Origin of the sequence: Ectorhizobium quercum, from assembly GCF_026552795.1 — a bacterium.
Lineage (GTDB): Bacteria > Pseudomonadota > Alphaproteobacteria > Rhizobiales > Rhizobiaceae > Ectorhizobium > Ectorhizobium quercum.
In genome coordinates, this window is sequence record NZ_JANFPI010000001.1 from 1,011,175 (window position 1) to 1,032,431 (window position 21,257).

Consider the following 21,257-nt stretch of genomic DNA (forward strand, 5'->3'; position numbering starts at 1 on the left):
AGGCGTTGAAGAGAGCCGGGCGATTGCCGCGGTTTTCTCCCCCCTTGTGGGGAGAGATGGCGGCAGCCAGAGGGGGTATCCGCCCGCCGCCGCTTCTTTTGCCTTGGAGGTCAGCCGATATCCGTCGCGGTGATCTTGATGCCGAAGCCTTCGAGGCCGACATAGTGGCGCTCGCGGGTGGTCAGCAGGCGGATCGAGGAAATGCCGAGATCCTTGAGGATCTGGGCGCCGAGGCCGATTTCCAGCCATTCATGCTCGCGGGAGCGGGCCTGCTCGTGGTCTTCCGGCAGGCTGCGCACCTTGCGCGCCCGCTCGCTCTGGCCGACGCCGACGGAGCCCTCGCGGAGGTAGACGATGACGCCGCGGCCGGCCTCGGAAATCTTCTGCATGTAATGCGCCACCGGCTGGCCGGCGCCGAACACGTCGTTGGCGACGTCTTCCGGGTGCAGGCGCACCGGAATGTCCTCGCCGTCGCGAATGTCGCCGAAGATGACGGCCATGTGCTGCATCGGGTCCCAGGGCAGCGAATAGGTCTGCGCCCGGGCCGGGCCGAAGGGCGTTTCGATGGTGAAGCTCGATTCCAGCTCGACCAGCGTTTCCTTGCGCTGGCGATAGGCGATCAGGTCGGCGACCGAAACCTGCTTTAACCCGTGCCGTTCGGCGAAATCGGCAACCTGCGGGCCGCGCGTGACGGTGCCGTCGTCGTTGACGAGTTCGCAGATCACGCCGATGGGCGGCAGGCCGGCCAGCTTGCACAGGTCGACGGCGGCTTCGGTATGGCCGGAGCGCATCAGCACGCCGCCCTCGCGCGCCACTAGCGGAAAGATGTGGCCGGGGCGGGTGAAGTCGGTGGGGCCGACATTCGGATTGGCGAGGTTGCGTACCGTCAGCGTCCGGTCCTCGGCGGAAATGCCGGTGGTGGTGCCGTGCTTGAAGTCGACGGTGACAGTGAAGGCAGTGGTGTGGGCGCTGTCGTTTTCCGCAACCATCGCGTTGAGGTTGAGGCGCTTGGCCTCCTCCTTCGGCATGGGCGCGCAGACGATGCCCGAGGTGTGGCGCACGATGAACGCCATCTTTTCCGCCGTACAATGAACGGCAGCGACGATCAGGTCGCCTTCGTTTTCACGGTCGTCGTCATCGGTGACGACGACGATTTCACCAGCTTCGAAGGCGCGGATGGCGTCCACGACGCGCTTCTGGTCAAAGCTCATCTCGGTTGTCCTTGCGTTATTTCAGGCGGCCGGTCTGGCCGCGGTCTCTCAGGTAATGGTCGGCGATGGCGCAGGCGAGCATCGCTTCGCCGACGGGCACGGCGCGGATGCCGACGCAGGGGTCGTGGCGGCCCTTGGTGCGCACCTCGACCTGCTGCCCGTCCGCGTCGATGGACTGGCGCGGCGTGAGGATCGACGAGGTCGGCTTGACGGCGAAGCGGGCGACGATCGGCGCGCCCGTCGAGATGCCGCCGAGAATGCCGCCGGCGTGGTTGGACAGGAAGAGCGGCTTGCCGTCGTTGCCCATGCGCATCTCGTCGGCGTTTTCCTCGCCGGTGATTTCGGCGGCCTCGAAGCCGTTGCCGATCTCCACGCCCTTGACGGCGTTGATCGACATCAGCAGCGAGGCGATGTCCTGGTCCAGCTTGCCGTAGAGCGGCGCGCCGAGCCCGGCGGGCACGCCGTCGGCGACCACCTCCACCACGGCGCCGACCGAGGAGCCGGCCTTGCGGATGCCGTCGAGATAGTCTTCCCAGACCGGCACGGTTCCGGGGTCAGGGCAGAAGAACGGGTTGCGCTCGACCTCGGCCCAGTCGAAGCGGCTGCGGTCGATCCTGTGCTTGCCGATCTGCACCAGCGCGCCGCGGATCGTCACGCCGGGCACGACCAGCCGGGCGAGCGCGCCGGCCGCCACGCGCGCCGCCGTCTCGCGGGCCGAGGAGCGCCCGCCGCCGCGATAGTCGCGGATGCCGTATTTGACGTCGTAGGTATAGTCTGCGTGCCCGGGACGGTACTGGCGGGCGATCTCGCCGTAGTCCTTGGAGCGCTGGTCGGTGTTCTCGATCAAAAGCGAGACCGGCGTGCCGGTGGTGGTGTGGCCCTGGCCGTCCGGGGAGGGCATGACGCCGGACAGGATGCGCACCTCGTCCGCCTCGCGGCGCTGCGTCACGAAACGGGACTGGCCGGGCTTGCGCCTGTCGAGAAAGGACTGGATGTCGGCGGAGGTGAAGGTCAGGCCGGGAGGGCAGCCGTCGACCACGCATCCGAGTGCCGGGCCGTGGCTCTCGCCCCAGGTGGTGACGCGGAAAAGATGACCGAACGTATTGTGCGACATGGGTATCCGAAATGCTTCTTGAGGCGCGATCGACGGGCACACTCTTAGTGGAAAACGCCCCTCAAGCAAAAGGCTTTATTTCCTTCAAGGGGTGACACAGCGGGCGTTTTTTCCGGACAATGCCTCACACGGCGAATTTCCAGCCCGTCTCGATGGTGCGCTGGGCGAAGTCCTCGAAGGACAGCGGCTTGGCGAAGGCGTAGCCCTGAAGCATGTCGCAGCCCAGATCGGCGAGCATGCGCGCGTGATCGAGCGTCTCGACCCCTTCGGCGACCGTTTCCACGCCGAGCGAGCGGGCGATGTCGATGATCGAGCGCACCAGCGCCCGCTCGCGCGTCGACGCCAGGATCGGCATGACGAGCTGGCGGTCGATCTTCAGCCGCTTCGGCTTCAGTTTCAGAAGGCTGACGATGGAGGTATGGCCGGTGCCGAAATCGTCGATCTCGATGTCGATGCCCAGCGCCTTTATCTGCTCCAGATTGATGTCGGTGATCGCCTCGCGGTCGTCGAGGAAGATGGATTCCACCAGTTCGAAGCAGAGTTCGCCCGGCGTGATCGACAGGCCCTTGAGGGTTTCGATCAGCGCCTCGTCGTGCAGCCGGCGCAGCGATACGTTGACGGAAACCTTGGGCACGTTGATGCCCATCGCCGCCCAGCGCATCCGGTCCTTCAGCGCCGTCTGCATCACCATCCGGTCGAGCGTGGCGACGACATTGAGTTCCTCGGCGATGCTCAGGAAGCGGTCCGGCGTGATGAGACCGTGGGTCGGATGATGCCAGCGCACGAGCGCCTCGACGCCGGTCAGCTGCATGGTCTTGGCGCAGAATTGCGGCTGATACCAGGCGGTGAACTCGTTGTTGTCGATGCCGGCGAGGATTTCGTCGGCCATGCGCTTGGCGTTGATGATTTCGGCCTGAAGGTTCTGGGTGAAGAACTCGTAGCGGTTCCGGCCCATGCGCTTGGCGCGGTAAAGGGCGATGTCGGCGTTGATGAGCACCCTGCGCGCGTCGACGTCGGTGCCCGAACCCTGCGCGATGCCGATGGAAACGCCGCAGCGGCAGGAGAAGCCGTCGATCTCCACCGGCTGGCGGATTTCCTGGACGATGCGGTTGGCCAGCGCCGTCAGGGCCGTGCGCGAATCCGTTCCCGGCAGGAGGATGACGAATTCGTCGCCGCCGATGCGGGCGACGAGGTTCGCCGCCGGCTCCGGCGTCAGGTGGCCGACATTCGACGTCAGGACCCGCGCCACATGGTTGAGCATCGCGTCGCCGGCGGCGTGCCCCAGCGTGTCGTTGATCTGCTTGAAGCGGTCGAGGTCGAGATGGAGGATGGCGAAGCTGACGCGCTTTCCCGCGCTTTCCTGTGAAAGCCGCTCGAGTTCGAGGTCCAGCTTGCGGCGGTTGCCGAGCGCGGTCAGCGGATCGTGGAGCGCGTTGTGCTCGATGCGGCTCTTGGCCGCTTCCAGCTCGACGTTCTTGACGTCGGCTTCCTGCTTGGCCGATTTCAGCGCCTGCGTCAGCAGCGTGTCTTCCGTCACGTCGATGGCGATGCCGATGATCTTGCGGCTGCCGTCGCGCCCGACATGCATCTGGCCGACGGAGCGGATGTAGCGGGTCTCGCCGTCGGGGCGGATGACGCGCACCACGAGCGCTTTCGTGCGTGCGCCGGGCTCGAATTCCGCAATGTTGGTTCGTGCCAGCACGCGGTCGTCGGGATGGATGGCGTCGAGCCAGTCCTTGTGGGTCACGATGCACCGTTCCGGCGGCACGCCGTAAAGCTGGCACATGCGTGCATCCCAGTATTCGGTTCCGTTCTCCAGATTGGCTTCCCATATGCCGCAATGATAGGATTCCAGCGCCAGGTCGAGCTTGCGCGAAAGGTCTTCGAGCTCCTGCTCGCGGCTGGAAAGCTCCTGCAAGGCGAGTTCGAGTTCGGCGTTCTTGATGTCGCTGAGTTCCTTCGCCTCGCGTAGCGTCTGGTTCAGCATCTCGTCCGATGTCACGTCCCAGATGATGCCGGTCGTGCGGGTCGAGGTGCCGACGCTTTCGTAACGCGAGCCGACCGAGCGCAGGCAGCGGATGGAGCCGTCGCTGGTCTGGATGCGGTAGGTCGTATTGTAGGTGCAGCCCGTCAGCTTGTCGTCGCAGAAATGCGCCCGCACCTTGTCGCGGTCCTCGGGCACGACGCGCATCAGCCATTGCTCCAGCGGGCTGACGATTTCCTCCGGCAGCTCGCCGTGCAGCATCGCCGCGCGCTCGTCCCAGTAGATGTCGTCCGAGCCGTCCTGCATCTCCCAGATGCCGATGTGGGAGGATTCCATCGCCAGGTTGTAGCGCTGCGAAAGCTCCAGCAGCCGGGCCTCGCGGCCCTGGAGCGCGACGATGTTGCTGTTGCGCTCCGCGATCAGCATGCTGGCGCCGAAGATCGGGATAATGATGGCGCAGCCGGCCAGCACGAGGGCGAAGCGGAACGCCGCCGCCTTGGCCCACGGGATGTCCCAGCCCGTTGCCGGCATGACCATGACTTCCAGCGCGCCGCCGTCGAAGGGAACGCGGCGGACCACCGGCGTCTCGCCCGCCATCTCCGGATCGCCGAACAGATAGGTCGGCGCGATGCCGTTGCCGCGTCCGGAAATATCGCGGATGGCCACGCGCATGTCGCGGATCTCGTGGAAGATCTCCGGGGTCATGACGGTAAAGCCGGCGGCATTGAAGAAATGGTTTTCGGCGATGATGATTTCGACCGTGCCCCAGAAGGTGCCGGTCGACTGGTTGAGCGGGTTGATCATCACCGGCGTCAGCAGGACCAGCTGGCCCTCCTGCGTCGCGATCAGCGAGGGCCGGCCCTTGTGGAGATTGGCTTCGGCATGCCGCATCTGGCGGCCCTCGCCGGCATAGCGCTCCGTCAGCGAAAGACCCGCCAGCCCGGTTTCGGGATGTTGCGGGAAGCTGTAGGCCAGCCTGGCCGCGGGCGCGATGTCGATCCGGGTGAAATAGGGGTTGGTGGCCAGAACGAACTGCGCCTCGTCGGCGAACCGGTGCATGGCCTCGTCGGGGTTCAGCGCAAAGGCGCGGGCGAGATTGCGCGCGGTGTTCTGGTCGGCCTTGATCTGGCCGGACAGGCGCTGCTGGAGGAAGAAGGCGGTCCGGTCGGCGTCCTCGTGCAGAGCGGTGCGATAGGTCTGGCTGTTCTGGCGGTCGAGGGCGACGCTAATGGCGACGATGGACAGCGCAATCAGACCCGCGCCAGCCACGGCGACGCCCGTTCGCTGCATGAAATCGCGGAAACGCCGTCGTTGGATAGCCCAGTAATTCAAACCCCGTCCCTTTTCGTTTCAAGGAAAGACGATAGAAAGGGGAGGTTAATTTAGCATTTCCCCATAATCCTTGAAATAGGCAAGGCAAGCTGAGCATAAACCGGCTACGCCCTTGAAAGGCGCCCGAAATAGGTCCATCAATCGTTGCCCTAATGTCATCTTGCGGGCCGCAATTCGCCATATTCAGGAGAGTATTCTTGCCGCGTCGCTCAAGAATGGATCGTAAGGGAGCCCGCTCCGTGCATATCATCCTAGCTCTGCTGATAACGGTCGGCGTCCTGCTGCCCGTGACCTCGTTCGCCCAGAGCGCCGATGTCGAGGCCAAGATCGCCCGGATCGACACCGACAAGCTGACGATCACGCTCGACGACGGCAAGAACTACGAGGTTCCGGAGGAGTTCAACTTCGGAGGGCTGGCGACCGGGCAGACGGTCGTCGTCTTCTACACCGTCGTGGACGGCCGGCGCATCGTGGACGACCTTCAGGTCAGCGAATAGGGCAGTTCCGGACGCAAAAGCGCGGCAGCGGTATTGCGTCCGGAATTGCGTGAAAACAGGGAAGTCGAGCGGTTTGGTGGTTCGGTGGAACGCCGGGCCGCTCGCGTCAGACCCAGCCGATCCGGCCCTCGCGCGGTGCGACCGACAGGATGCGGTCCTGCGGCGTTTCCGCAACGGCCGCCTGATCGGGCTCCAGACCGCCGACGAGACGGAACAGGCTGCGGATGACGCCGCCGTGGCAGACGCAGACGGTGGGGCGGTTGACGGAGGCGAGCCAGGAGCCTACCCGCCACGACAGAATTTCATAGCTTTCGGCAGCGGGGCCGGGGGGAATGAAATCCCACTTCGAGCGTTCGCGCTCGGCCACCCGCTCGGGAAAGCGCTGCGCGAGCTCCGCCAGCGTGAAGCCTTCCCAATCGCCGAACGAGACTTCCACCAGCCGTGCGTCGGTCGTGTAGTTGCGCGGGTCGAGGCCCATCGCGCTGCGCATGCGCTCCATCGTTTCGCGGGTCCGGCCGAGGGGGCTGGCGACGTAGTCGTAGGCCGCGGCGCTCGCCCCGAGAACCGCCTTCAGCGCCTCGCCGTTGCCGGTCGCCTGCGCCCGTCCGAGGCTGTTCAGCGGAATGTCGCGCTGCCCCTGCATACGCTGCTCGGCGTTCCAGTCCGTCTGGCCGTGGCGGATGACATAGATCAGCATGTCGGCTCCTGGTGGGGTGTTCAGGCGGCGATGGCCGGCGGCTTGCCGTGTCCCGCATCGTCCGGGACGAGGGGGAAAGGCGCCTCGCCGTGCGGCGGAAGCGCCCTGGGTCCCGCCCCTGACGATATCATTCCTTGACGACGGAAATATCCGGGGCGTCCACCGCCTTCATGCCGACCGTGTGATAGCCGGAATCGACGTGATGGACCTCGCCGGTCACGCCGGTCGACAGGTCCGACAGCATGTAGAGCGCCGACTTGCCGACTTCCTCGATGGTGACGGTGCGCTTCAGCGGCGCATTGTATTCGTTCCACTTGAGGATGTAGCGGAAGTCGCCGATGCCGGATGCGGCGAGCGTCTTGATCGGGCCCGCCGAGATCGCGTTGACGCGGATGCCGCGGCCGCCGAGGTCGACGGCCAAGTAGCGCACGGAGGCTTCCAGTGCCGCCTTGGCGACGCCCATGACGTTATAGTGCGGCATCACCTTTTCCGCGCCGTAATAGGTCAGCGTCACCATCGAGCCGCCGTCGTTCATGATGCGCTCGGCCCGCTTGGCGATGGCGGTGAAGGAATAGACAGAAATGTCCATCGTCCTGGTGAAGTTGTCGCGGCTGGTATCGAGATAGCGGCCGGTCAGCTCGTCCTTGTCGGAAAAGGCGATGGCGTGGACCACGAAGTCGATCTTGCCCCACTTCTTTTCCAGCGCGTCGAACACCGTGTCGATGCTTTCGAGATCGGTGACGTCGCAATCGCCGGCCATGAAGGCGTCGAGTTCGCCGGCGAGCGGCTCGACGCGCTTCTTCAGCGCCGTGCCCTGCCAGGTGAGGGCCAGTTCGGCGCCCGCGTCGCGTGCGGCCCTGGCAATGCCCCAGGCGATGGAACGATTGTTCGCAACGCCCATGATGAGGCCGCGTTTGCCTGCCAGCAGACCGGAAAGCTCAGCCATGTATTGCTCCCTGCTTCTTCTGCGCGGCGTCATGAAAAGCGCGGCGCCAGAATCGAAATTGCTATCGAAATGGTTCCGGCCCGGGTCTCTCCGTGGTGTCGGGAGGGTCCGGGCATCTTGAATGATGCCTATGGCATAGCCGGCGGGAGCGTTCAAGCGGGGCCGGATCATCTCGTGTAAGGCGCTGTAACAATGCTTGCTCGGCGCGTGGCGGCCTCAGATATACAGGCCTTCGCGCATGTGGCGCATCAGGTCCGTCACCTTGTCGTCCGGCTTTTCCCACAGGACGAGGCGCAGTTCCACCACCAGGTCGCCGCGCCGGTCTTCCGTTTCCGGCAGGCCCTGGCCCTCGATGCGGATGGAACGGTTGGAATCCGACCACGGCGGGATGCTGATGGCGACCGGCCCCTCGGGCGATTCGACGGTGCTTTCGCAACCCAGCACGGCATTTTCGAGCGTGACCGGAAGAACGGTGTGGATATCGAAACCCTCCACGTCGAAGCGCGGGTCGGGGGCGATCTTCAGCGTGACGCGCACGTCGCCGCGCTGCATGCCCTGGAAGCGGTGCCCCTGGCCCTCGATCCGCACCACATGGTCCCGGGTCATACCGGGCTCGAGCTGGACGCGCACCTCGCGCCCGTCGAACAGCGTCGCGTAGACCTTGCGGCCCGCGATCAGGTCGTCGATGGACACCGTGACGTCCGTGACGATATCGGGCGCCTTTTCCGGCACCGGCTCGATGCCGCGCAGGCGGCGGATCCAGTAGCTGATGAGATCGATCGCCTGAACCGACAGCGGCGCGGAAGATGCGCGGCCGGCCTCGGTCTCCTCGGGGGACGATGTCTGGGTGGTTTCCGTCGTCGCATCCGCGGGCCCGGCGCCGCCGTCATAGGCGCCCTGCTGCGGCGCGGCGTCCTGCTTCGGCGCCGTGTCCTGCGCCGCGCCCGCCGCGCCGGCCTTTTCGCCGGTGCCGAAGATGCGGTTCACCATCGCCTCGGCGCTGTCGTCGGAAGTCGCGCCGGACGTCTCCCGGGCGGCCTGCGCGGCGCGCTGGGCGTTCGCCCGCGCCAGTTCCTCCATCACCCGGGCGGCTTCCTCACGGGCGGCGTGGGCGCGTTCGGCCGCTTCGCGGGCGGCCTGCCGCTTCTGCATGATGGTTTCGCCGTCACCATCGGCCTTGCCGTGGCGGGCGTCGTAGCGGTTGCGTTTCTGCGGGTCGCGCAACAGTTCGTAGGCCGCGCCGATTTCCGCGAAGCGGGCAGCGGCCTGCGGGTCGTCCCGATTGTGGTCGGGATGCACGCTTTTCACCCGGGCCCGCCAGGCTGCCTTGATTTCTTCGTCCTGGGCGTCCTGCCTGACGCCGAGAACGGTATACGGATCGCGCATCGTGGCCACCGAAACTTCGACGGCCATGCCGCCGGTTCGGCACAGCCGCTACTCTACTCGAACACTCGTGCGCACGGCCCACGCAACCGGAAGACATGCCGCGGGCGCACTTACCCTGCTGCCGAGATTAAGCCAGAATTGCTAATCGATAGTTTATGGAGATGGGGGTCAGTTCTGTCGCGTAAAACGCACGAGCTTCCATTCGCCGTTGGCGTCGAGGCAGGTGTCGCCGGTAAAGGCGGCGATGCCGTCATAGGCGTGGCGCGTGGTGGAGAAGCTGCGGCACAGGGTGCCGCCGATGCGGTTCTCGTTGATGGCGGTGACGACGCCGGCGCTGCCGGTCGAGGCGTTGGCCCAGGGCAGGGGAGACTGGCCGAGCTTCGCCAGGTCGGCGGAGGTCACGGCATTGCGCACGGTGGCCTCGTCGGAAACCGCTTCCTGCGATTTCTTCTGCGGCACCGAATTCGTGGTGACGGAGGAGTCCGTGCGCGAATCGAAAAAGTCGAAGCTCATGCAGCCTGAAAGTGCCGCACACAAAAGCGACACGGCAAAAAAAGCACTGCCGATCCGAAGCGCACCCTTTCTGGTGTTCCGGCTTTTTGTTATGACGATCACCTTTCATCGTGTCGCTGGCCCTTGCCGGGCCAAGTTCGGAGCATTTTACTTAATATGACGGAGAATGGGTTAACAAGCGGTGACTTCACCGCCGAAGAGGAGCCGTTCGCCCTGTTCGAACGCTGGCTCAAGGATGCCGAAACCGCGGAAGTCAACGATCCCAACGCGGTGGCGCTCGCCACCGTCGACGAGACCGGCCTGCCGAACGTGCGCATGGTCCTGCTGAAGGGCTACGACACGGCCGGCTTCGTCTTCTATACCAATTTCGAAAGCCGCAAGGGCCGCGAAATCCTCGGCCAGAAGAAGGCCGCCATGTGCTTCCACTGGAAGTCGCTGCGCCGCCAGGTGCGCATCCGCGGGCCGGTCGAGCCGGTGACGGACGCCGAGGCCGATGCCTATTATGCGTCGCGCCCGCGCGGCAGCCGCATCGGCGCCTGGGCCTCGAAGCAGTCGCGCCCGCTCGAAAGCCGCTTCGCGCTGGAAAAGGCCGTGGCCGAATACACCGCGAAATACGCCATCGGCGAGATTCCACGGCCGCAATACTGGTCGGGTTTCCGCATCCGCCCGACCTCCATCGAGTTCTGGCACGACCGGCCTTTCCGTCTGCACGACCGCGTGCTGTTCGAACGCGGCGCGCCGGATGCGCCGTGGGGCAAGGCGCGGCTCTATCCCTGAGCTGTCAGGACATGCGGCCTGCCGGTTTCACCCGAAAACAGGCAGGCCGAGCACGGCAGCGGCGGCGATGAGGCCGAGGCAGATGCGCCGGAAGGTCGCCTCGCTCGCCAGGCCGAACAGCCGCGCGCCGGCGGCGATGCCGAGGCCGAAGCTCGGGCAGGCGATCAGCGCCACGGCGAAGGCTTCCTTCACGAAAAGCCCGTTGGCATAATAGCTCGCCGCTGAAAGCACCGAGCCGAGGCCGAAATAGAGCACGATGCTTGCCCGCATGCGGCTCGCGGGAAGCGCGCGGCCCAGCCAGTAGGCGACGACCGGCGGGCCGCTCAACTGCGCCGCGCCGCCGAAGAAGCCGGCCACCGCTCCCACCAGCACCGTCAGCGGCGTTTTCGGCCGGCCGCGATAGCGCCAGCCGGAAACGAGCAGGACAAGCATCGCGAAGACCAGGATGCAGATGCCCCAGCGCACCGAAAGCGGCGGCAGGTGCGCGAGTGCGGCGGCCCCCGCCGGAACGCCGACGAGCGCGCCGGCCAGCATGACGAAGGTCTCCCGCCGGTTGGCGTTGCGCCAGCCGTTCGGCAGCATGCCGGCGGTCATCACCGCGTCGGCCAGCAGCAGGGCGACGGTCGCGATCCGCGGCCCCACCAGCGCACTGGCCAGCGGCATGAAGATCAGCGCGCCGCCGAACCCCGAAAAACCGCGCGCCAGGCCGGCGAGGAAGGAAACGCCGACGAGAAGGGCGATGGCGCCGCTGGAAAGCCCGGAGGCTTCGAGGAAGGACATGGAACCGGTTTCCGGATGGGAGGCACGAAACGAAGACCGCGTGCCGTCGCAACGGCTACGCGCCCTCCGGTCTAGCGCTCCACGGCGTGGCTTTGCAAGGGTTCTCCCAAGACAGCCGCCCACCGCGAAAACGGTGGACAGCCGGTCCGAATCCTGATTATTTTTGCGTGAACAAATGGAGAACAAAATGTTTGCCGACCTGCAACGCCGCTTCGAGGACGCCTCGCGCCGCTATGCCGATTCGAACGGCATCCGCCGCGATGCCGACTGGTTCCTGCTCAAGCTTCACGAGGAGGTGGGGGAACTGACGCAGGCCTGGAACCGCCTGTCCGGCCGGGGCCGCGCCAAGGGCAGGAGCGAGGAGGAAAGGCGTCGCGATCTGGAGGACGAGACCGCCGACGTGCTGGGGCACATCCTGCTTTTCGCCCACAATAACGGTATCGACCTTGCCGCCGCCGTCGAGCGCAAGTGGCGGTTCAGGCCGGATGACGGTTGACGGGCTTCAGCGTTCGCCGAGGTCTTCGTACAGTCTGAGGAGGTAGCCATCGGGGTCGGCGACGGCGAACTGGCGGTTGCCGGTTTCGCGGGTATCGCGGCGATACCATTTCTCTTCGAGCGGCAGGTAGAGCGGCACGCCTGCCGCCTCGAGCCGGGGGAGGATGGTGCGGACGTCCGGAACGCGGATTTGCAGGTTGAGACCGCGCCCGAGCGGGCGTTCGAGCGGCGCGCCATCGACCGCGAAGGTGCGCCCGAGGCCGATCTGGTCGATCATCAGTTCGGCCTGATCGAGCGTCAGGAAGCTGAAGCCCTCTTCGGGACGCTCGTAGAGCACGGTGAAACCGATGAGGTTGCAATAGAAGGCGCGGCTGGCCTGCCAGTCGGTGACGGCCAGTTCGGGAACGAGCGCATTGCCCATCAGGCCCGGGTGCCGCCCACCGTGATCTGGTCCATGCGCAGGTGCGGCTGGCCGACGCCGACCGGGACCCATTGGCCGGCCTTGCCGCAATTGCCGATGCCGGTGTCGAGTTTCATGTCGTTGCCGACCATCGTGACGCGCTTCATCGCGTCCGGCCCGTTGCCGATCAGCATCGCACCCTTCACCGGCGCGCCGATCTTTCCGTCCTCGATCAGGTAGGCCTCGGTGCAGCCGAACACGAACTTGCCGGAGGTGATGTCCACCTGGCCGCCGCCGAAGGAGACGGCGTAAAGCCCCTTCTTCACCGAGGCGATGATCTCGTCCGGCGTCTTGTCGCCGCCGAGCATGTAGGTGTTGGTCATGCGCGGCATGGGCCGGTGCGAATAGCCCTGCCGGCGGCCGTTGCCGGTCGGCTTCATGCCCATCAGCCGGGCGTTCTGGCGGTCCTGCATGTAGCCGACGAGGCGGCCGTCCTCGATCAGCACGTTGTAGCCGGAGGGCGTTCCCTCGTCGTCGACGGTCAGCGAACCACGGCGCTCGCCGATCGTGCCGTCATCGACGACGGTCACGCCCGGCGCGGCCACCATCTCGCCCAGGAGGCCGGCAAAGGCCGAGGTCTTCTTGCGGTTGAAGTCGCCTTCGAGACCGTGGCCCACGGCCTCGTGCAGCATGACGCCTGGCCAGCCGGCGCCGAGCACCACGTCCATCGTGCCCGCCGGGGCCTCGACGGCCTGAAGATTGACGAGCGCCTGCCGCAGCGCGTCGTCGGCGCCCTTCTGCCAGTGTTCTTCGGTGAGGAAGGCGTCGAAGCCCATGCGTCCGCCGAAGCCGAAGCTGCCCGATTCCTGCCGGTCGCCTTCGCCGGCGACGACGGAGATGTTGAGGCGCGTCATCGGACGGATGTCGCGGACGCGGTGGCCGTCGGCGCGCAGGATCTCGACCACCTGCCAGCTTGCGGCAATGGAGGCCGTGACCTGCCGCACGCGGCTGTCCTTGTCGCGCAGATAGCGGTCGACGGTCTGGAGAAGCCTGGCCTTTTCCTCGAAGCTCGGGCTGCCGATCGGGTTTTCCTCGCCGTAGAGCTTGCGGTTGGTGCCCTGCGGCGGTTCGCTGTAGGTGCCGCCATGCCCGTGCGCGACAGCGCCCGCGGCATCGGCGGCGCGCCTGAGTGCTGCGGCCGACATCTCGCCGGCATGGGCATAGCCCACGGTCTCGCCCGCCACCGCCCGCAGGCCGAAGCCCTGGTCCGTGTTGAACGAGCCGCCCTTCAGCCGTCCGTCGTCGATGGTCAGCGATTCCGCCTGCGCGTGCTCGATATAAAGCTCGCCGTCGTCGGCCCCGTGCAGGGCGGAGGAGACGATGGACTGGATTTCGCTTTCGGAGCAGTCGAAAAGCGAGAGAAGGTCTGTGCTGGTCATGGCGGCTTCCGGGTCTGGCGGGGTCTGCCGCCTATATGGTGTCTGGTGCGGCGGCCCTCAAGGCAGGGAATCGTAACCTTCGGAAAAGCCGGCGAGATCGACCGGTATGCCGATGCGCTCGTCGTTGTCCGGCGATTCCTTCAGCGCGAAGATGGCGACGTCGCCCGCCCGCAGCGATTTCAGAAGGTCGTCCGGCACCTCGAATTCCAGCGTGCAGCCTTCCTGGAAGCAGCGCGTGAAATAGGCGCGGCCGGCCTTCTTGTCGTCGATGTAGAGATCGACGCCGTCGTGCAGCCAGACGCCGAGCGGGGCGAGAATGCGCATCAGGCGCACCTTGCGGTCGGCGGTCTTGAGAACGGCAACGGAAAGGCCCACTTCAGGCCGTTCCTGGTCGATGACGTTCTGCATGAGCAGGCATTGCTCGGCCTGCGCGCCGGGCGGCGTCTCGCACACCTGCGACCAGGCGCCGAAGGTCTTGCCGCCGGGCGGCTGCGCGCCGCTGGTGGACTGGCCGGGAACCGGCTGTCCGTTGCCCGGCGTCGCCTGTTGCGCGCCGGCCGGCACGGCGGCGAGCGCGGTGGCCGCGGCGAGAGCCAGAAGGCCGGCGCGCGCGAAGGAAGAAAGGCCCATGAGTACCTCTGGAATGCGAATCATTGCTGACATTCTTGGCGACCGTCGCCCGATAAGAAAAGGGCTTCCCCTTCATTTCCAACGGAACGGGGCGGAAATAGGACCATTTGGCCCCTTCCTCAAGCCATTGTGAGCGAAAGCGGCGGGTGACGAAATGGCATTGCCGTTTTTCGGCCCGATCTGTAGAGGAAAGAAAATGAAAAGCGGACCGAGCATGACCCCTGATGTGATCAAGCCCTCCCTGACGATACGCCTGTGCGGCCCGCGCGGCTTCTGCGCCGGCGTGGACCGTGCCATCCAGATCGTCGTTCTGGCGCTCAAGGCCTATGGCGCGCCCGTCTACGTGCGCCACGAAATCGTCCATAACCGCTATGTGGTCGAGGGACTGGAAGCCAAGGGCGCCGTCTTCGTCGAGGAACTGGACGAGATCCCGGCCGAACACCGCGCCCAGCCGGTGGTCTTCTCGGCCCACGGCGTGCCGAAATCCGTTCCGGCGGATGCCACCGCCCGCAATCTCTTCTATCTCGACGCGACCTGCCCGCTGGTGTCGAAGGTTCACAAGCAGGCCATGCGCCACCAGCGCCTCGGGCGCCATGTCATTCTGATCGGCCATGCCGGGCATCCTGAAGTGATCGGCACGATGGGCCAGCTTCCCGAAGGCTCCGTCTCGCTGGTCGAGACGGTCGAGGACGCCAGCGTCTGGGAGCCGCCGGTCGATCCGGACAATCTCGGCTTCGTGACGCAGACGACGCTGTCCGTCGACGATACGGCCGGCGTCATCGCAAGGCTTCAGGAGCGGTTCCCGGCCCTTCAGGCACCGGCGGCCGATTCCATCTGCTATGCCACCACCAACCGTCAGGAAGCGGTGAAGCAGGCCGCGCCCGGCTGCGATCTCTTCATCGTCGTCGGCGCGCCCAATTCGTCGAATTCGAAGCGGCTGGTGGAAGTGGCGCTGAAGGCCGGCGCAAAGCGCTCGCTTCTCGTGCAGCGCGCCTCGGAACTCGACTGGGACGAGATAGGCACGATCGGAACGCTCGGCCTGTCGGCCGGCGCATCCGCGCCGGAGGTCATCGTCGACGAGATCATCGCCGCCTTCAAGGAACGATTCGACGCGACCGTCGACCTGGCGATCACGACGGAGGAAAACGAGCATTTCCTCGTCAACCGCGAATTGCGCAGCCTTGAACTCACCGTCGCCGACATGGCCTTCGTCAACGGCGACCAGGCCCCGCCGCCGCGGGTTTGACCGGGCCGGACGTGGCCCCGGAAGCCACGGCCATTCGCTCCGCCCGCTCTTGACCTCGCCCGCCGCCGATGCCATCCCGTTCGGCGAACGAAGCAAAGCGGCGAGTCTTCAGGCGTGGCAGTCTATACCGATATCAACGAGGTCGATCTCAGGAATTTCCTCACCGCATACGATGCGGGGGATCTGCTGTCCTACAAGGGCATCGCGGAAGGGGTCGAGAACTCCAACTTCCTGCTGCACACGACGAAGGCCCCGCTGATCCTGACGCTCTACGAAAAGCGGGTGGACAGGGGCGACCTGCCGTTCTTCCTCGGCCTGATGGAGCATCTGGCAAGCCGCGGGCTGACCTGCCCCCTGCCGCTGCCGCGCAGGGACGGCGCGCTTCTCGGTGAGCTTTCGGGCCGTCCGGCGGCGCTGATCTCCTTTCTCGAGGGCATGTGGCTGCGGAAGCCGGAGGCCCGGCATTGCCGGGAAGTGGGCGCGGCGCTGGCTGCCATGCACCTTGCCGGCGCCGATTTCGCGCTGAAGCGGCCGAATGCCCTGTCGCTGGAAGGCTGGAAGGGCTTGTGGGAGAAATCCGCCGCCCGCGCCGACGAGGTGGAAAAGGGGCTGGAGGACGAAATCGGCGCGGAAATGGCCTTCTTCTCGCAAAACTGGCCGAACGACCTGCCGCAGGGCGTGATCCACGCCGATCTCTTTCCGGACAACGTCTTCTTCCTCGGCGACCGGCTCTCCGGCCTGATCGACTTCTATTTCGCCTGCAACGACATGCTGGCCTATGACGTGTCGATATGCCTGAACGCCTGGTGCTTCGAGAAGAACGGCGACTATAACGTCACCAAGGGCAGGGCGCTTCTGGAAGGCTACCGCTCGGTCCGCGCCCTGAGCGACGCGGAAATCGCCGCCCTGCCGACGCTGGCGCGGGGATCGGCGCTGCGCTTCTTCCTTACCCGCCTCTACGACTGGCTGACGACGCCGGCGGGTGCGCTCGTGGTGAAGAAGGACCCGCTCGAATATCTGGGCAAGCTGCGTTTCCACCGCGGCGTCGTCTCGCCCGGCGAATACGGGATCGACGTGTGATGAAGCATGTCGATATCTTCACCGACGGCGCCTGTTCCGGCAATCCCGGCCCCGGCGGCTGGGGCGCGGTCCTGCGCTATGGCGAGGTCGAGAAGGAATTGTGCGGCGGCGAGGCCGAGACGACCAACAACCGCATGGAGCTGATGGCGGCGATCTCGGCCCTGAACGCCCTGAAGTCGCCTTGCGAGGTCGATCTCTATACCGACAGCGCCTATGTGAAGGACGGCATTTCCAAGTGGATTTTCGGCTGGAAGAAGAACGGCTGGAAGACCGCCGACAGGAAGCCGGTCAAGAATGCCGAACTCTGGCAGGCGCTGGAGGAGGCCCGCGGCCGCCACAAGGTGACGCTGCACTGGGTCAAGGGACATGCCGGCCACCCCGAGAACGAGCGCGCGGACGAGCTTGCCCGGCGCGGCATGGAGCCCTACAGAAGAAAGTAGCGGTTCCGGGGGCTCTGCCCGGAACCGGTTCAAACAGGAGAAGCCGACGATGATCCTGCACTGCGTGTTTCTACGTCTCAAGGCTGCGACGACGGCGGAGGAGAAAGAGGCGCTCTATCGCGATGTCGCGAGCCTCAAGAGCGTGATCCCGGGTGTCGCCAGCATCAAGGCCGGCCCGAACGTCTCGCCGGAGCATCTCGACGGCGGTTTCCTCGACGGTTTCGTCGTGACCTTCGACACCACGGACGCCCGCGACCGCTATCTCGCCCATCCCGCGCACCGCGCCGTCAGCGAGCGGATCGTCCAGTCGCTGGATGGCGGGCTGGCCGGCATCATCGTCTACGATATCGAGATGTGAGACGGAGCGGGGTCCGTGCCTTCGTATTCACCACCTCTCCTTCGTCACCCTCGGCCTTGAGCCGAGGGTCCACGCCGCAAGCGGCGCGGTGGATGGTCGGGTCAGGCCCGACCATGACGAAAGAGAGCGATGAGCCGATTATCGGCTGCTTGAGGCGCGGGCCTTGCATCCCGCGCCTTCGCGTTTCCGCCGGAACGGCTCAGAGCTGCTCGAGGATGGACGAGGCGCTGGAGACCGTGGCCTGACCGGGGTTTTCCTCGACGGCGATGTGCTTCACCACGCCGTCGTCGACGATCATCGCGTAGCGCTTGGAGCGCACGCCGAGGCCGCCGCCGGAAAGGTCGATATCGAGGCCGAGCGCCTTGGTGAAGGAGGCGTCCCAGTCGGCCAGGAAGCGGATCTTGCCGAAGCCGCCGGAGGCCTGCGCCCAGGCACTCATGACGTGCCAGTCGTTGACGGCGACTACGGCGACGTCGTCGATGCCCTTCTCGACGAGCAGGTTGTAGTTTTCGACATAGCCGGGCAGGTGGTTCAGGGTGCAGGTCGGCGTGAAGGCGCCCGGCACCGCGAACAGCACCACCTTCTTGCCCTTGAAGAGCTGTTCGGTGGTGATCTCGGCCGGGCCGTCCGCCGTCTTTTCCTTGAAGGTCGCGGCCGGGATCGTGTCGCCGATGGCAATGGTCATGATAGTCGTCTCCTCGATTGGAGCGCGGCCGGGAAGCCGCGCTTTGCTCTCAAGGGACTATAGGTTGACGTCAGTCAAAAACAAGCGGCGTTTCCATCGCGCGCTGGCCGGAGACGGCAAGAAGCGTCCACGTCTTGCCCGAAAGCGTGTAGCCGCGCGGAAGTTCCTCGACGCGGAAGATCGCGTAGGTGTCGGACTTGCCCCCCTGTTCGAGCGAGGGGTCGAGATAGACGTAGCCTTCCGGGCCGGTCAGGTAGAAGGCGGGCCAGTCCCCGGCCTCGGGCAGGCGGACGGGAACGGTCACGGTCCGGCCGTCCGCGCCGATGCGCGGCTTGCTAGCGAAGAAGTCGGCCGAAGGCGCTTCGGGCAGGCGGGCCTCGGCCTTTTGCACCACGGCCTCCGCCTCGCTGCCCGCCCCTTGCAGCGGCACCTCGAACTCGGCCTGGAAGGGAATGCAGATTTCCTTGCAGATGCCGATGAAGGCGCTGGCCTTGAGCGTTCCGGTCTTCGCGTTTCCCTTGAGGGTGAAGGGCAGGGCGACGGGCCCGTCGTAACCGATGTCGCGCACGCCGTTCTGCCGGAAGGTCTTGGGCGGCGGAAAGCGCAGGGCGTCGAGCGAGAGCCCGCTTTCCGGCGCGATCGTGATCTGCGGCGGCGTCCCCGCATCGCCCGGCTCGCGCCAGTAGGTGATCCAGCCCGCCGTCGGCTCGATTTCGAGCGCGCCGCGGATGTGGCCGTCGGCGTCCGGCGGCAGGACGACGATGCGCATGCGCGCACCGGGATTTTCCGCCCAGCCGGAGATGCCCGCATCCGCAAGGGCGGGAAACAGGAGGAAGGAAACGAGGAGAGTGAGCGCGCGCATCGTTGTTTTCATGCCGCGGCTTTAGCGCATCGCCGCGCCGCTCTCCAGTCTCCGCGGCATGCCGGCCGATCATTTTCCGTTGATTCGGGTTGATTGACGCTGCCGGATGCCGCATCCTGCATGAACGGGTCACGAAGCCGCCTGAGGCCAGGCCGCGGCCCGAACGGAGGCATGGATGACCCTGTCGACGCTTGTGGACAAGAGAGAGCGCGGTTTTCTCGACGGCCATTTCCTGATCGCCATGCCCAGCATGGAGGATCACAATTTCTCGCGTGCCGTCGTCTATATCTGCGCCCATACGCAGGAAGGCGCTATGGGCTTCATCATCAACCGCTCCCAGGCATTGAGCTTTACGGATGTCCTGCTGCATCTCGACATGGTGGGGGACGACGAGGCGATCCGCCTGCCGGAAAGCGCCCGGCGGTTCCCGATCCAGAGCGGCGGTCCGGTGGAGACCGGGCGCGGTTTCGTCCTGCACAGCGACGACTATTCCAGCGAGTCGTCCATTCCCGTCAGCGACGAGATTTCGCTGACCGCCACGCTCGACATCGTCCGCGCCATTTCGGGCGGCAGGGGGCCGCGCAAGGCCGCCATGCTGCTCGGCTATTCCGGCTGGGGTCCGGGGCAGCTGGAACGCGAGATCTCGTCCAACGGCTGGCTGACCTGCCCGGCCGATGAGCGGTTGATCTTCGACACGCCGCTGGAGGCGAAGTACGATCAGGCGCTGGCGCTTCTGGGTATCAACCCCGCGATGCTGTCGCGCGAGGCCGGCCACGCCTGATCCCGCGAGGGCCCGGAACCAAATCGAATCTGCCGCGTTCTCCTTTCGACCATCGCATAACGCGATGGAACGAACAGAGGAGAAACACAGCGATGGGTAGCACCTCCGACAAGATCAAGGGTACCGCCAACGAAGTGGCGGGCAAGACCAAGAAGGCCGTCGGCAAGGCGACCGACAATCCCAAGCTCCAGGCCAAGGGCGCTGTGCAGGAAGGCAAGGGCAAGGCCCAGGTCGCCACCGGCAAGGCGAAGGACACGTTGAAGAACGCGGTCGACCGTCTGTAACAGTTCCCCCGCTTCGGCGGGTTCCGCCGCCGGCTCTCGCACCCCAAGGCCGCTCCCCTACGGCCTTGCGGGTGTGCGAAAGCCGGCGGCGTTACCGTATTCCGGTTTCATTTCCGTCTTCTTCGATACTGGAGATCGCCATGAGATTGTTCGCCTGCGATGCCTGCGGTCATACAATTCATTTCGACAATCGGTCCTGCGTCAATTGCGGCCACAATCTCGGCTTTGTTCCCGAGCGTCTGGCAATGCACGCGCTCGAACAGGGCGATGACGGGGCCTTGCGACCGGTGAACGAGCCGCAGGCCGCGCCGCTTCTGATGTGCGCCAACGCCGCCGCCGATATCTGCAACTGGACGGTGCCTGTCGGTGGAACGGACGGCTTCTGCCTCGCCTGCCGGCATAACCGTCTCGTTCCCAACACGGATACGCCGCAGGGGCTGGACCGCTGGCGGCGCATCGGCCAGGCGCAGCGGCACCTGTTCTATTCGATCCTAAAGCTGAACCTGCCGCATCCGACGCGCATGGAGGACCCGCAGGGCGGGCTGGTCTTCGACCTGCTGGAGGACCAGATCGACGACAACGGCAACACCGTCGCGGCGATGACGCTGCATGACGAAGGGCGGATCGCCATCCGTGCGGCCGAGGCCGACGACGCGGTGCGTGTGGCCGCCAAGGAGAACATGGACGAGCCCTATCGCACCATGCTCGGCCATTTCCGCCACGAGGTCGGCCATTTCATCTGGAACAAACTGGTGCGCGACGTCGGACGGCTGGAGGAATGCCGAGCCGTCTTCGGCGACGAGCGGCAGGACTACGCCGCCGCGCTCCAGTATCATTACGAAAACGGCCCGCCGCTCGGCTGGCAGCAGACCTATATCTCCTCCTACGCGACGACCCATCCCTGGGAGGATTTCGCGGAATGCTTCGCGCATTATCTCCACATCGCCGATACGCTGGAAACCGCCCATGCCTTCGGGATCGCCATCGATCCGCGCGGCCATGAGGAAATGGCCGTCGAGGTCGCCTTCGATCCTTACCGGGCGACCAGCGCCGCGCAGCTCGTCGCCGCCTGGGTGCCGCTCTCCGTCGCCATCAATTCGATTCAGCGCAGTCTGGGCGAGGGCGACATCTACCCCTTCGTGCTGACGCCGGCGGTCACGGCGAAGCTCGAATATATCCACCAGCTCGTGCAGGGGCAGGCGAATGCCGCGACCCTGCCGGTCCAGGCGGCATGACGCATCGGATTTGAATATGGCGGGCGGCGTACAGCAGCCCGCCGGGAGCCGGAAGAAGCCGGGCGAAGCTCGGCCCCGTCTAGGA

The 21,257-nt window shown here is 65.8% G+C and carries 23 protein-coding genes; 10 read left to right on the forward strand and 13 right to left on the reverse strand.

Going from position 1 to position 21,257, the window contains the following annotated elements; all coding sequences use genetic code 11:
• Window positions 1–110 precede the first annotated feature (110 nt).
• The 3 genes from ribB to NOF55_RS04565 form a co-directional block, all read right to left on the reverse strand.
• Window positions 111–1,211 carry a 3,4-dihydroxy-2-butanone-4-phosphate synthase gene (gene ribB / locus NOF55_RS04555; protein ID WP_306410116.1) on the reverse strand — a complete coding sequence of 367 codons (1,101 nt, stop codon included), beginning with the start codon at window positions 1,209–1,211 and terminating at the stop codon, window positions 111–113.
• 16 nt (window positions 1,212–1,227) lie between these two features.
• A complete protein-coding gene (aroC, locus tag NOF55_RS04560) occupies window positions 1,228–2,325 on the reverse strand; it encodes a chorismate synthase (RefSeq protein ID WP_306410117.1) in 1,098 nt (365 codons plus the stop codon).
• A gap of 124 nt (window positions 2,326–2,449) precedes the next feature.
• Window positions 2,450–5,578 carry a bifunctional diguanylate cyclase/phosphodiesterase gene (locus NOF55_RS04565; protein ID WP_306410118.1) on the reverse strand — a complete coding sequence of 1,043 codons (3,129 nt, stop codon included), beginning with the start codon at window positions 5,576–5,578 and terminating at the stop codon, window positions 2,450–2,452.
• A 278-nt stretch (window positions 5,579–5,856) separates the two neighbouring features.
• Between NOF55_RS04565 and NOF55_RS04570 the strand changes: the two genes are divergently transcribed.
• Window positions 5,857–6,138: a DUF1344 domain-containing protein gene (locus NOF55_RS04570; RefSeq protein ID WP_306410119.1), complete on the forward strand. Its 282-nt coding sequence runs from the start codon at window positions 5,857–5,859 to the stop codon at window positions 6,136–6,138.
• Window positions 6,139–6,244: 106 nt separating this feature from the next.
• Here the strand turns inward: NOF55_RS04570 and NOF55_RS04575 are convergent, their stop codons facing one another.
• The 4 genes from NOF55_RS04575 to NOF55_RS04590 all read right to left on the reverse strand — a co-directional run bounded on the left by NOF55_RS04575 (window position 6,245) and on the right by NOF55_RS04590 (window position 9,782).
• A complete protein-coding gene (locus NOF55_RS04575) occupies window positions 6,245–6,835 on the reverse strand; it encodes a histidine phosphatase family protein (protein ID WP_306410120.1) in 591 nt (196 codons plus the stop codon).
• Window positions 6,836–6,962: 127 nt separating this feature from the next.
• Complete coding sequence (gene fabI, locus NOF55_RS04580) at window positions 6,963–7,781, reverse strand: enoyl-ACP reductase FabI (protein ID WP_306410121.1); 819 nt, start codon at window positions 7,779–7,781, stop codon at window positions 6,963–6,965.
• A 216-nt stretch (window positions 7,782–7,997) separates the two neighbouring features.
• Window positions 7,998–9,194 (reverse strand): DnaJ C-terminal domain-containing protein, encoded by a 1,197-nt coding sequence (locus tag NOF55_RS04585; RefSeq protein WP_306410122.1) that lies wholly within the window; start codon window positions 9,192–9,194, stop codon window positions 7,998–8,000.
• 141 nt (window positions 9,195–9,335) lie between these two features.
• Complete coding sequence (locus NOF55_RS04590; protein ID WP_370868915.1) at window positions 9,336–9,782, reverse strand: RT0821/Lpp0805 family surface protein; 447 nt, start codon at window positions 9,780–9,782, stop codon at window positions 9,336–9,338.
• A gap of 54 nt (window positions 9,783–9,836) precedes the next feature.
• On the opposite strand from NOF55_RS04590, the gene pdxH reads away from it, so the two are divergent.
• On the forward strand, window positions 9,837–10,457 hold the full coding sequence (pdxH, locus tag NOF55_RS04595; RefSeq protein WP_306410124.1) for a pyridoxamine 5'-phosphate oxidase: 621 nt from the start codon (window positions 9,837–9,839) through the stop codon (window positions 10,455–10,457).
• Between the two features lie 27 nt (window positions 10,458–10,484).
• Here pdxH and NOF55_RS04600 read toward each other — a convergent pair whose 3' ends face one another.
• Complete coding sequence (locus NOF55_RS04600) at window positions 10,485–11,237, reverse strand: sulfite exporter TauE/SafE family protein (RefSeq protein WP_306410125.1); 753 nt, start codon at window positions 11,235–11,237, stop codon at window positions 10,485–10,487.
• A 187-nt stretch (window positions 11,238–11,424) separates the two neighbouring features.
• Between NOF55_RS04600 and NOF55_RS04605 the strand changes: the two genes are divergently transcribed.
• On the forward strand, window positions 11,425–11,733 hold the full coding sequence (locus NOF55_RS04605) for a MazG nucleotide pyrophosphohydrolase domain-containing protein (protein ID WP_306410126.1): 309 nt from the start codon (window positions 11,425–11,427) through the stop codon (window positions 11,731–11,733).
• Between the two features lie 6 nt (window positions 11,734–11,739).
• Here the strand turns inward: NOF55_RS04605 and NOF55_RS04610 are convergent, their stop codons facing one another.
• Genes NOF55_RS04610 through NOF55_RS04620 form a run of 3 tightly spaced genes read right to left on the reverse strand, consistent with a single transcriptional unit; the run spans window position 11,740 to window position 14,201 of the window.
• Window positions 11,740–12,153 (reverse strand): bleomycin resistance protein, encoded by a 414-nt coding sequence (locus tag NOF55_RS04610; protein ID WP_306410127.1) that lies wholly within the window; start codon window positions 12,151–12,153, stop codon window positions 11,740–11,742.
• A complete protein-coding gene (gene tldD / locus NOF55_RS04615; protein ID WP_306410128.1) occupies window positions 12,153–13,571 on the reverse strand; it encodes a metalloprotease TldD in 1,419 nt (472 codons plus the stop codon). The genes NOF55_RS04610 and tldD overlap by 1 nt, the downstream gene beginning before the upstream one ends.
• A gap of 57 nt (window positions 13,572–13,628) precedes the next feature.
• Window positions 13,629–14,201, reverse strand: coding sequence for an invasion associated locus B family protein (locus NOF55_RS04620; RefSeq protein ID WP_306410129.1), 573 nt, complete (start codon window positions 14,199–14,201; stop codon window positions 13,629–13,631).
• A 214-nt stretch (window positions 14,202–14,415) separates the two neighbouring features.
• Here NOF55_RS04620 and ispH point away from each other — a divergent pair, with 214 nt between their 5' ends.
• From ispH to NOF55_RS04640, 4 genes are all read left to right on the forward strand, one after another.
• Window positions 14,416–15,447 carry a 4-hydroxy-3-methylbut-2-enyl diphosphate reductase gene (gene ispH, locus NOF55_RS04625; protein WP_306410198.1) on the forward strand — a complete coding sequence of 344 codons (1,032 nt, stop codon included), beginning with the start codon at window positions 14,416–14,418 and terminating at the stop codon, window positions 15,445–15,447.
• A 114-nt stretch (window positions 15,448–15,561) separates the two neighbouring features.
• Window positions 15,562–16,527: a homoserine kinase gene (locus NOF55_RS04630; RefSeq protein ID WP_306410130.1), complete on the forward strand. Its 966-nt coding sequence runs from the start codon at window positions 15,562–15,564 to the stop codon at window positions 16,525–16,527.
• Complete coding sequence (rnhA, locus tag NOF55_RS04635; protein WP_306410131.1) at window positions 16,527–16,967, forward strand: ribonuclease HI; 441 nt, start codon at window positions 16,527–16,529, stop codon at window positions 16,965–16,967. The genes NOF55_RS04630 and rnhA overlap by 1 nt, the downstream gene beginning before the upstream one ends.
• 49 nt (window positions 16,968–17,016) lie before the next feature.
• Window positions 17,017–17,325 (forward strand): Dabb family protein, encoded by a 309-nt coding sequence (locus NOF55_RS04640; protein WP_306410132.1) that lies wholly within the window; start codon window positions 17,017–17,019, stop codon window positions 17,323–17,325.
• A gap of 199 nt (window positions 17,326–17,524) precedes the next feature.
• Here the strand turns inward: NOF55_RS04640 and NOF55_RS04645 are convergent, their stop codons facing one another.
• Window positions 17,525–18,010, reverse strand: a complete 486-nt coding sequence (locus tag NOF55_RS04645) for a peroxiredoxin (protein ID WP_306410133.1) — start codon at window positions 18,008–18,010, stop codon at window positions 17,525–17,527.
• 70 nt (window positions 18,011–18,080) lie between these two features.
• Complete coding sequence (locus NOF55_RS04650; protein ID WP_306410134.1) at window positions 18,081–18,872, reverse strand: protein-disulfide reductase DsbD domain-containing protein; 792 nt, start codon at window positions 18,870–18,872, stop codon at window positions 18,081–18,083.
• Window positions 18,873–19,047: 175 nt separating this feature from the next.
• On the opposite strand from NOF55_RS04650, the gene NOF55_RS04655 reads away from it, so the two are divergent.
• From NOF55_RS04655 to NOF55_RS04665, 3 genes are all read left to right on the forward strand, one after another.
• The gene (locus NOF55_RS04655) at window positions 19,048–19,653 is read left to right on the forward strand and encodes a YqgE/AlgH family protein (protein ID WP_306410135.1); all 606 of its coding nucleotides are present in this window, start codon (window positions 19,048–19,050) and stop codon (window positions 19,651–19,653) included.
• Between the two features lie 92 nt (window positions 19,654–19,745).
• A complete protein-coding gene (locus tag NOF55_RS04660) occupies window positions 19,746–19,937 on the forward strand; it encodes a CsbD family protein (protein WP_306410136.1) in 192 nt (63 codons plus the stop codon).
• A 140-nt stretch (window positions 19,938–20,077) separates the two neighbouring features.
• Window positions 20,078–21,172 carry a zinc-binding metallopeptidase family protein gene (locus tag NOF55_RS04665; RefSeq protein ID WP_306410137.1) on the forward strand — a complete coding sequence of 365 codons (1,095 nt, stop codon included), beginning with the start codon at window positions 20,078–20,080 and terminating at the stop codon, window positions 21,170–21,172.
• Window positions 21,173–21,257: the final 85 nt, after the last annotated feature.

Bases quoted from the DNA above. Each gene is read 5' to 3' on its own strand.
- ribB (WP_306410116.1), bottom strand. From the start codon at position 1,211: ATGAGCTTTGACCAGAAGCGCGTCGTGGACGCCATCCGCGCCTTCGAA.
- aroC (WP_306410117.1), bottom strand. From the start codon at position 2,325: ATGTCGCACAATACGTTCGGTCATCTTTTCCGCGTCACCACCTGGGGC.
- NOF55_RS04570 (WP_306410119.1), top strand. From the start codon at position 5,857: ATGGATCGTAAGGGAGCCCGCTCCGTGCATATCATCCTAGCTCTGCTG.
- NOF55_RS04575 (WP_306410120.1), bottom strand. From the start codon at position 6,835: ATGCTGATCTATGTCATCCGCCACGGCCAGACGGACTGGAACGCCGAG.
- fabI (WP_306410121.1), bottom strand. From the start codon at position 7,781: ATGGCTGAGCTTTCCGGTCTGCTGGCAGGCAAACGCGGCCTCATCATG.
- NOF55_RS04585 (WP_306410122.1), bottom strand. From the start codon at position 9,194: ATGGCCGTCGAAGTTTCGGTGGCCACGATGCGCGATCCGTATACCGTT.
- pdxH (WP_306410124.1), top strand. From the start codon at position 9,837: ATGACGGAGAATGGGTTAACAAGCGGTGACTTCACCGCCGAAGAGGAG.
- NOF55_RS04600 (WP_306410125.1), bottom strand. From the start codon at position 11,237: ATGTCCTTCCTCGAAGCCTCCGGGCTTTCCAGCGGCGCCATCGCCCTT.
- NOF55_RS04605 (WP_306410126.1), top strand. From the start codon at position 11,425: ATGTTTGCCGACCTGCAACGCCGCTTCGAGGACGCCTCGCGCCGCTAT.
- NOF55_RS04610 (WP_306410127.1), bottom strand. From the start codon at position 12,153: ATGGGCAATGCGCTCGTTCCCGAACTGGCCGTCACCGACTGGCAGGCC.
- tldD (WP_306410128.1), bottom strand. From the start codon at position 13,571: ATGACCAGCACAGACCTTCTCTCGCTTTTCGACTGCTCCGAAAGCGAA.
- NOF55_RS04620 (WP_306410129.1), bottom strand. From the start codon at position 14,201: ATGGGCCTTTCTTCCTTCGCGCGCGCCGGCCTTCTGGCTCTCGCCGCG.
- ispH (WP_306410198.1), top strand. From the start codon at position 14,416: ATGACCCCTGATGTGATCAAGCCCTCCCTGACGATACGCCTGTGCGGC.
- rnhA (WP_306410131.1), top strand. From the start codon at position 16,527: ATGAAGCATGTCGATATCTTCACCGACGGCGCCTGTTCCGGCAATCCC.
- NOF55_RS04640 (WP_306410132.1), top strand. From the start codon at position 17,017: ATGATCCTGCACTGCGTGTTTCTACGTCTCAAGGCTGCGACGACGGCG.
- NOF55_RS04645 (WP_306410133.1), bottom strand. From the start codon at position 18,010: ATGACCATTGCCATCGGCGACACGATCCCGGCCGCGACCTTCAAGGAA.
- NOF55_RS04650 (WP_306410134.1), bottom strand. From the start codon at position 18,872: ATGCGCGCGCTCACTCTCCTCGTTTCCTTCCTCCTGTTTCCCGCCCTT.
- NOF55_RS04655 (WP_306410135.1), top strand. From the start codon at position 19,048: ATGACCCTGTCGACGCTTGTGGACAAGAGAGAGCGCGGTTTTCTCGAC.
- NOF55_RS04660 (WP_306410136.1), top strand. From the start codon at position 19,746: ATGGGTAGCACCTCCGACAAGATCAAGGGTACCGCCAACGAAGTGGCG.
- NOF55_RS04665 (WP_306410137.1), top strand. From the start codon at position 20,078: ATGAGATTGTTCGCCTGCGATGCCTGCGGTCATACAATTCATTTCGAC.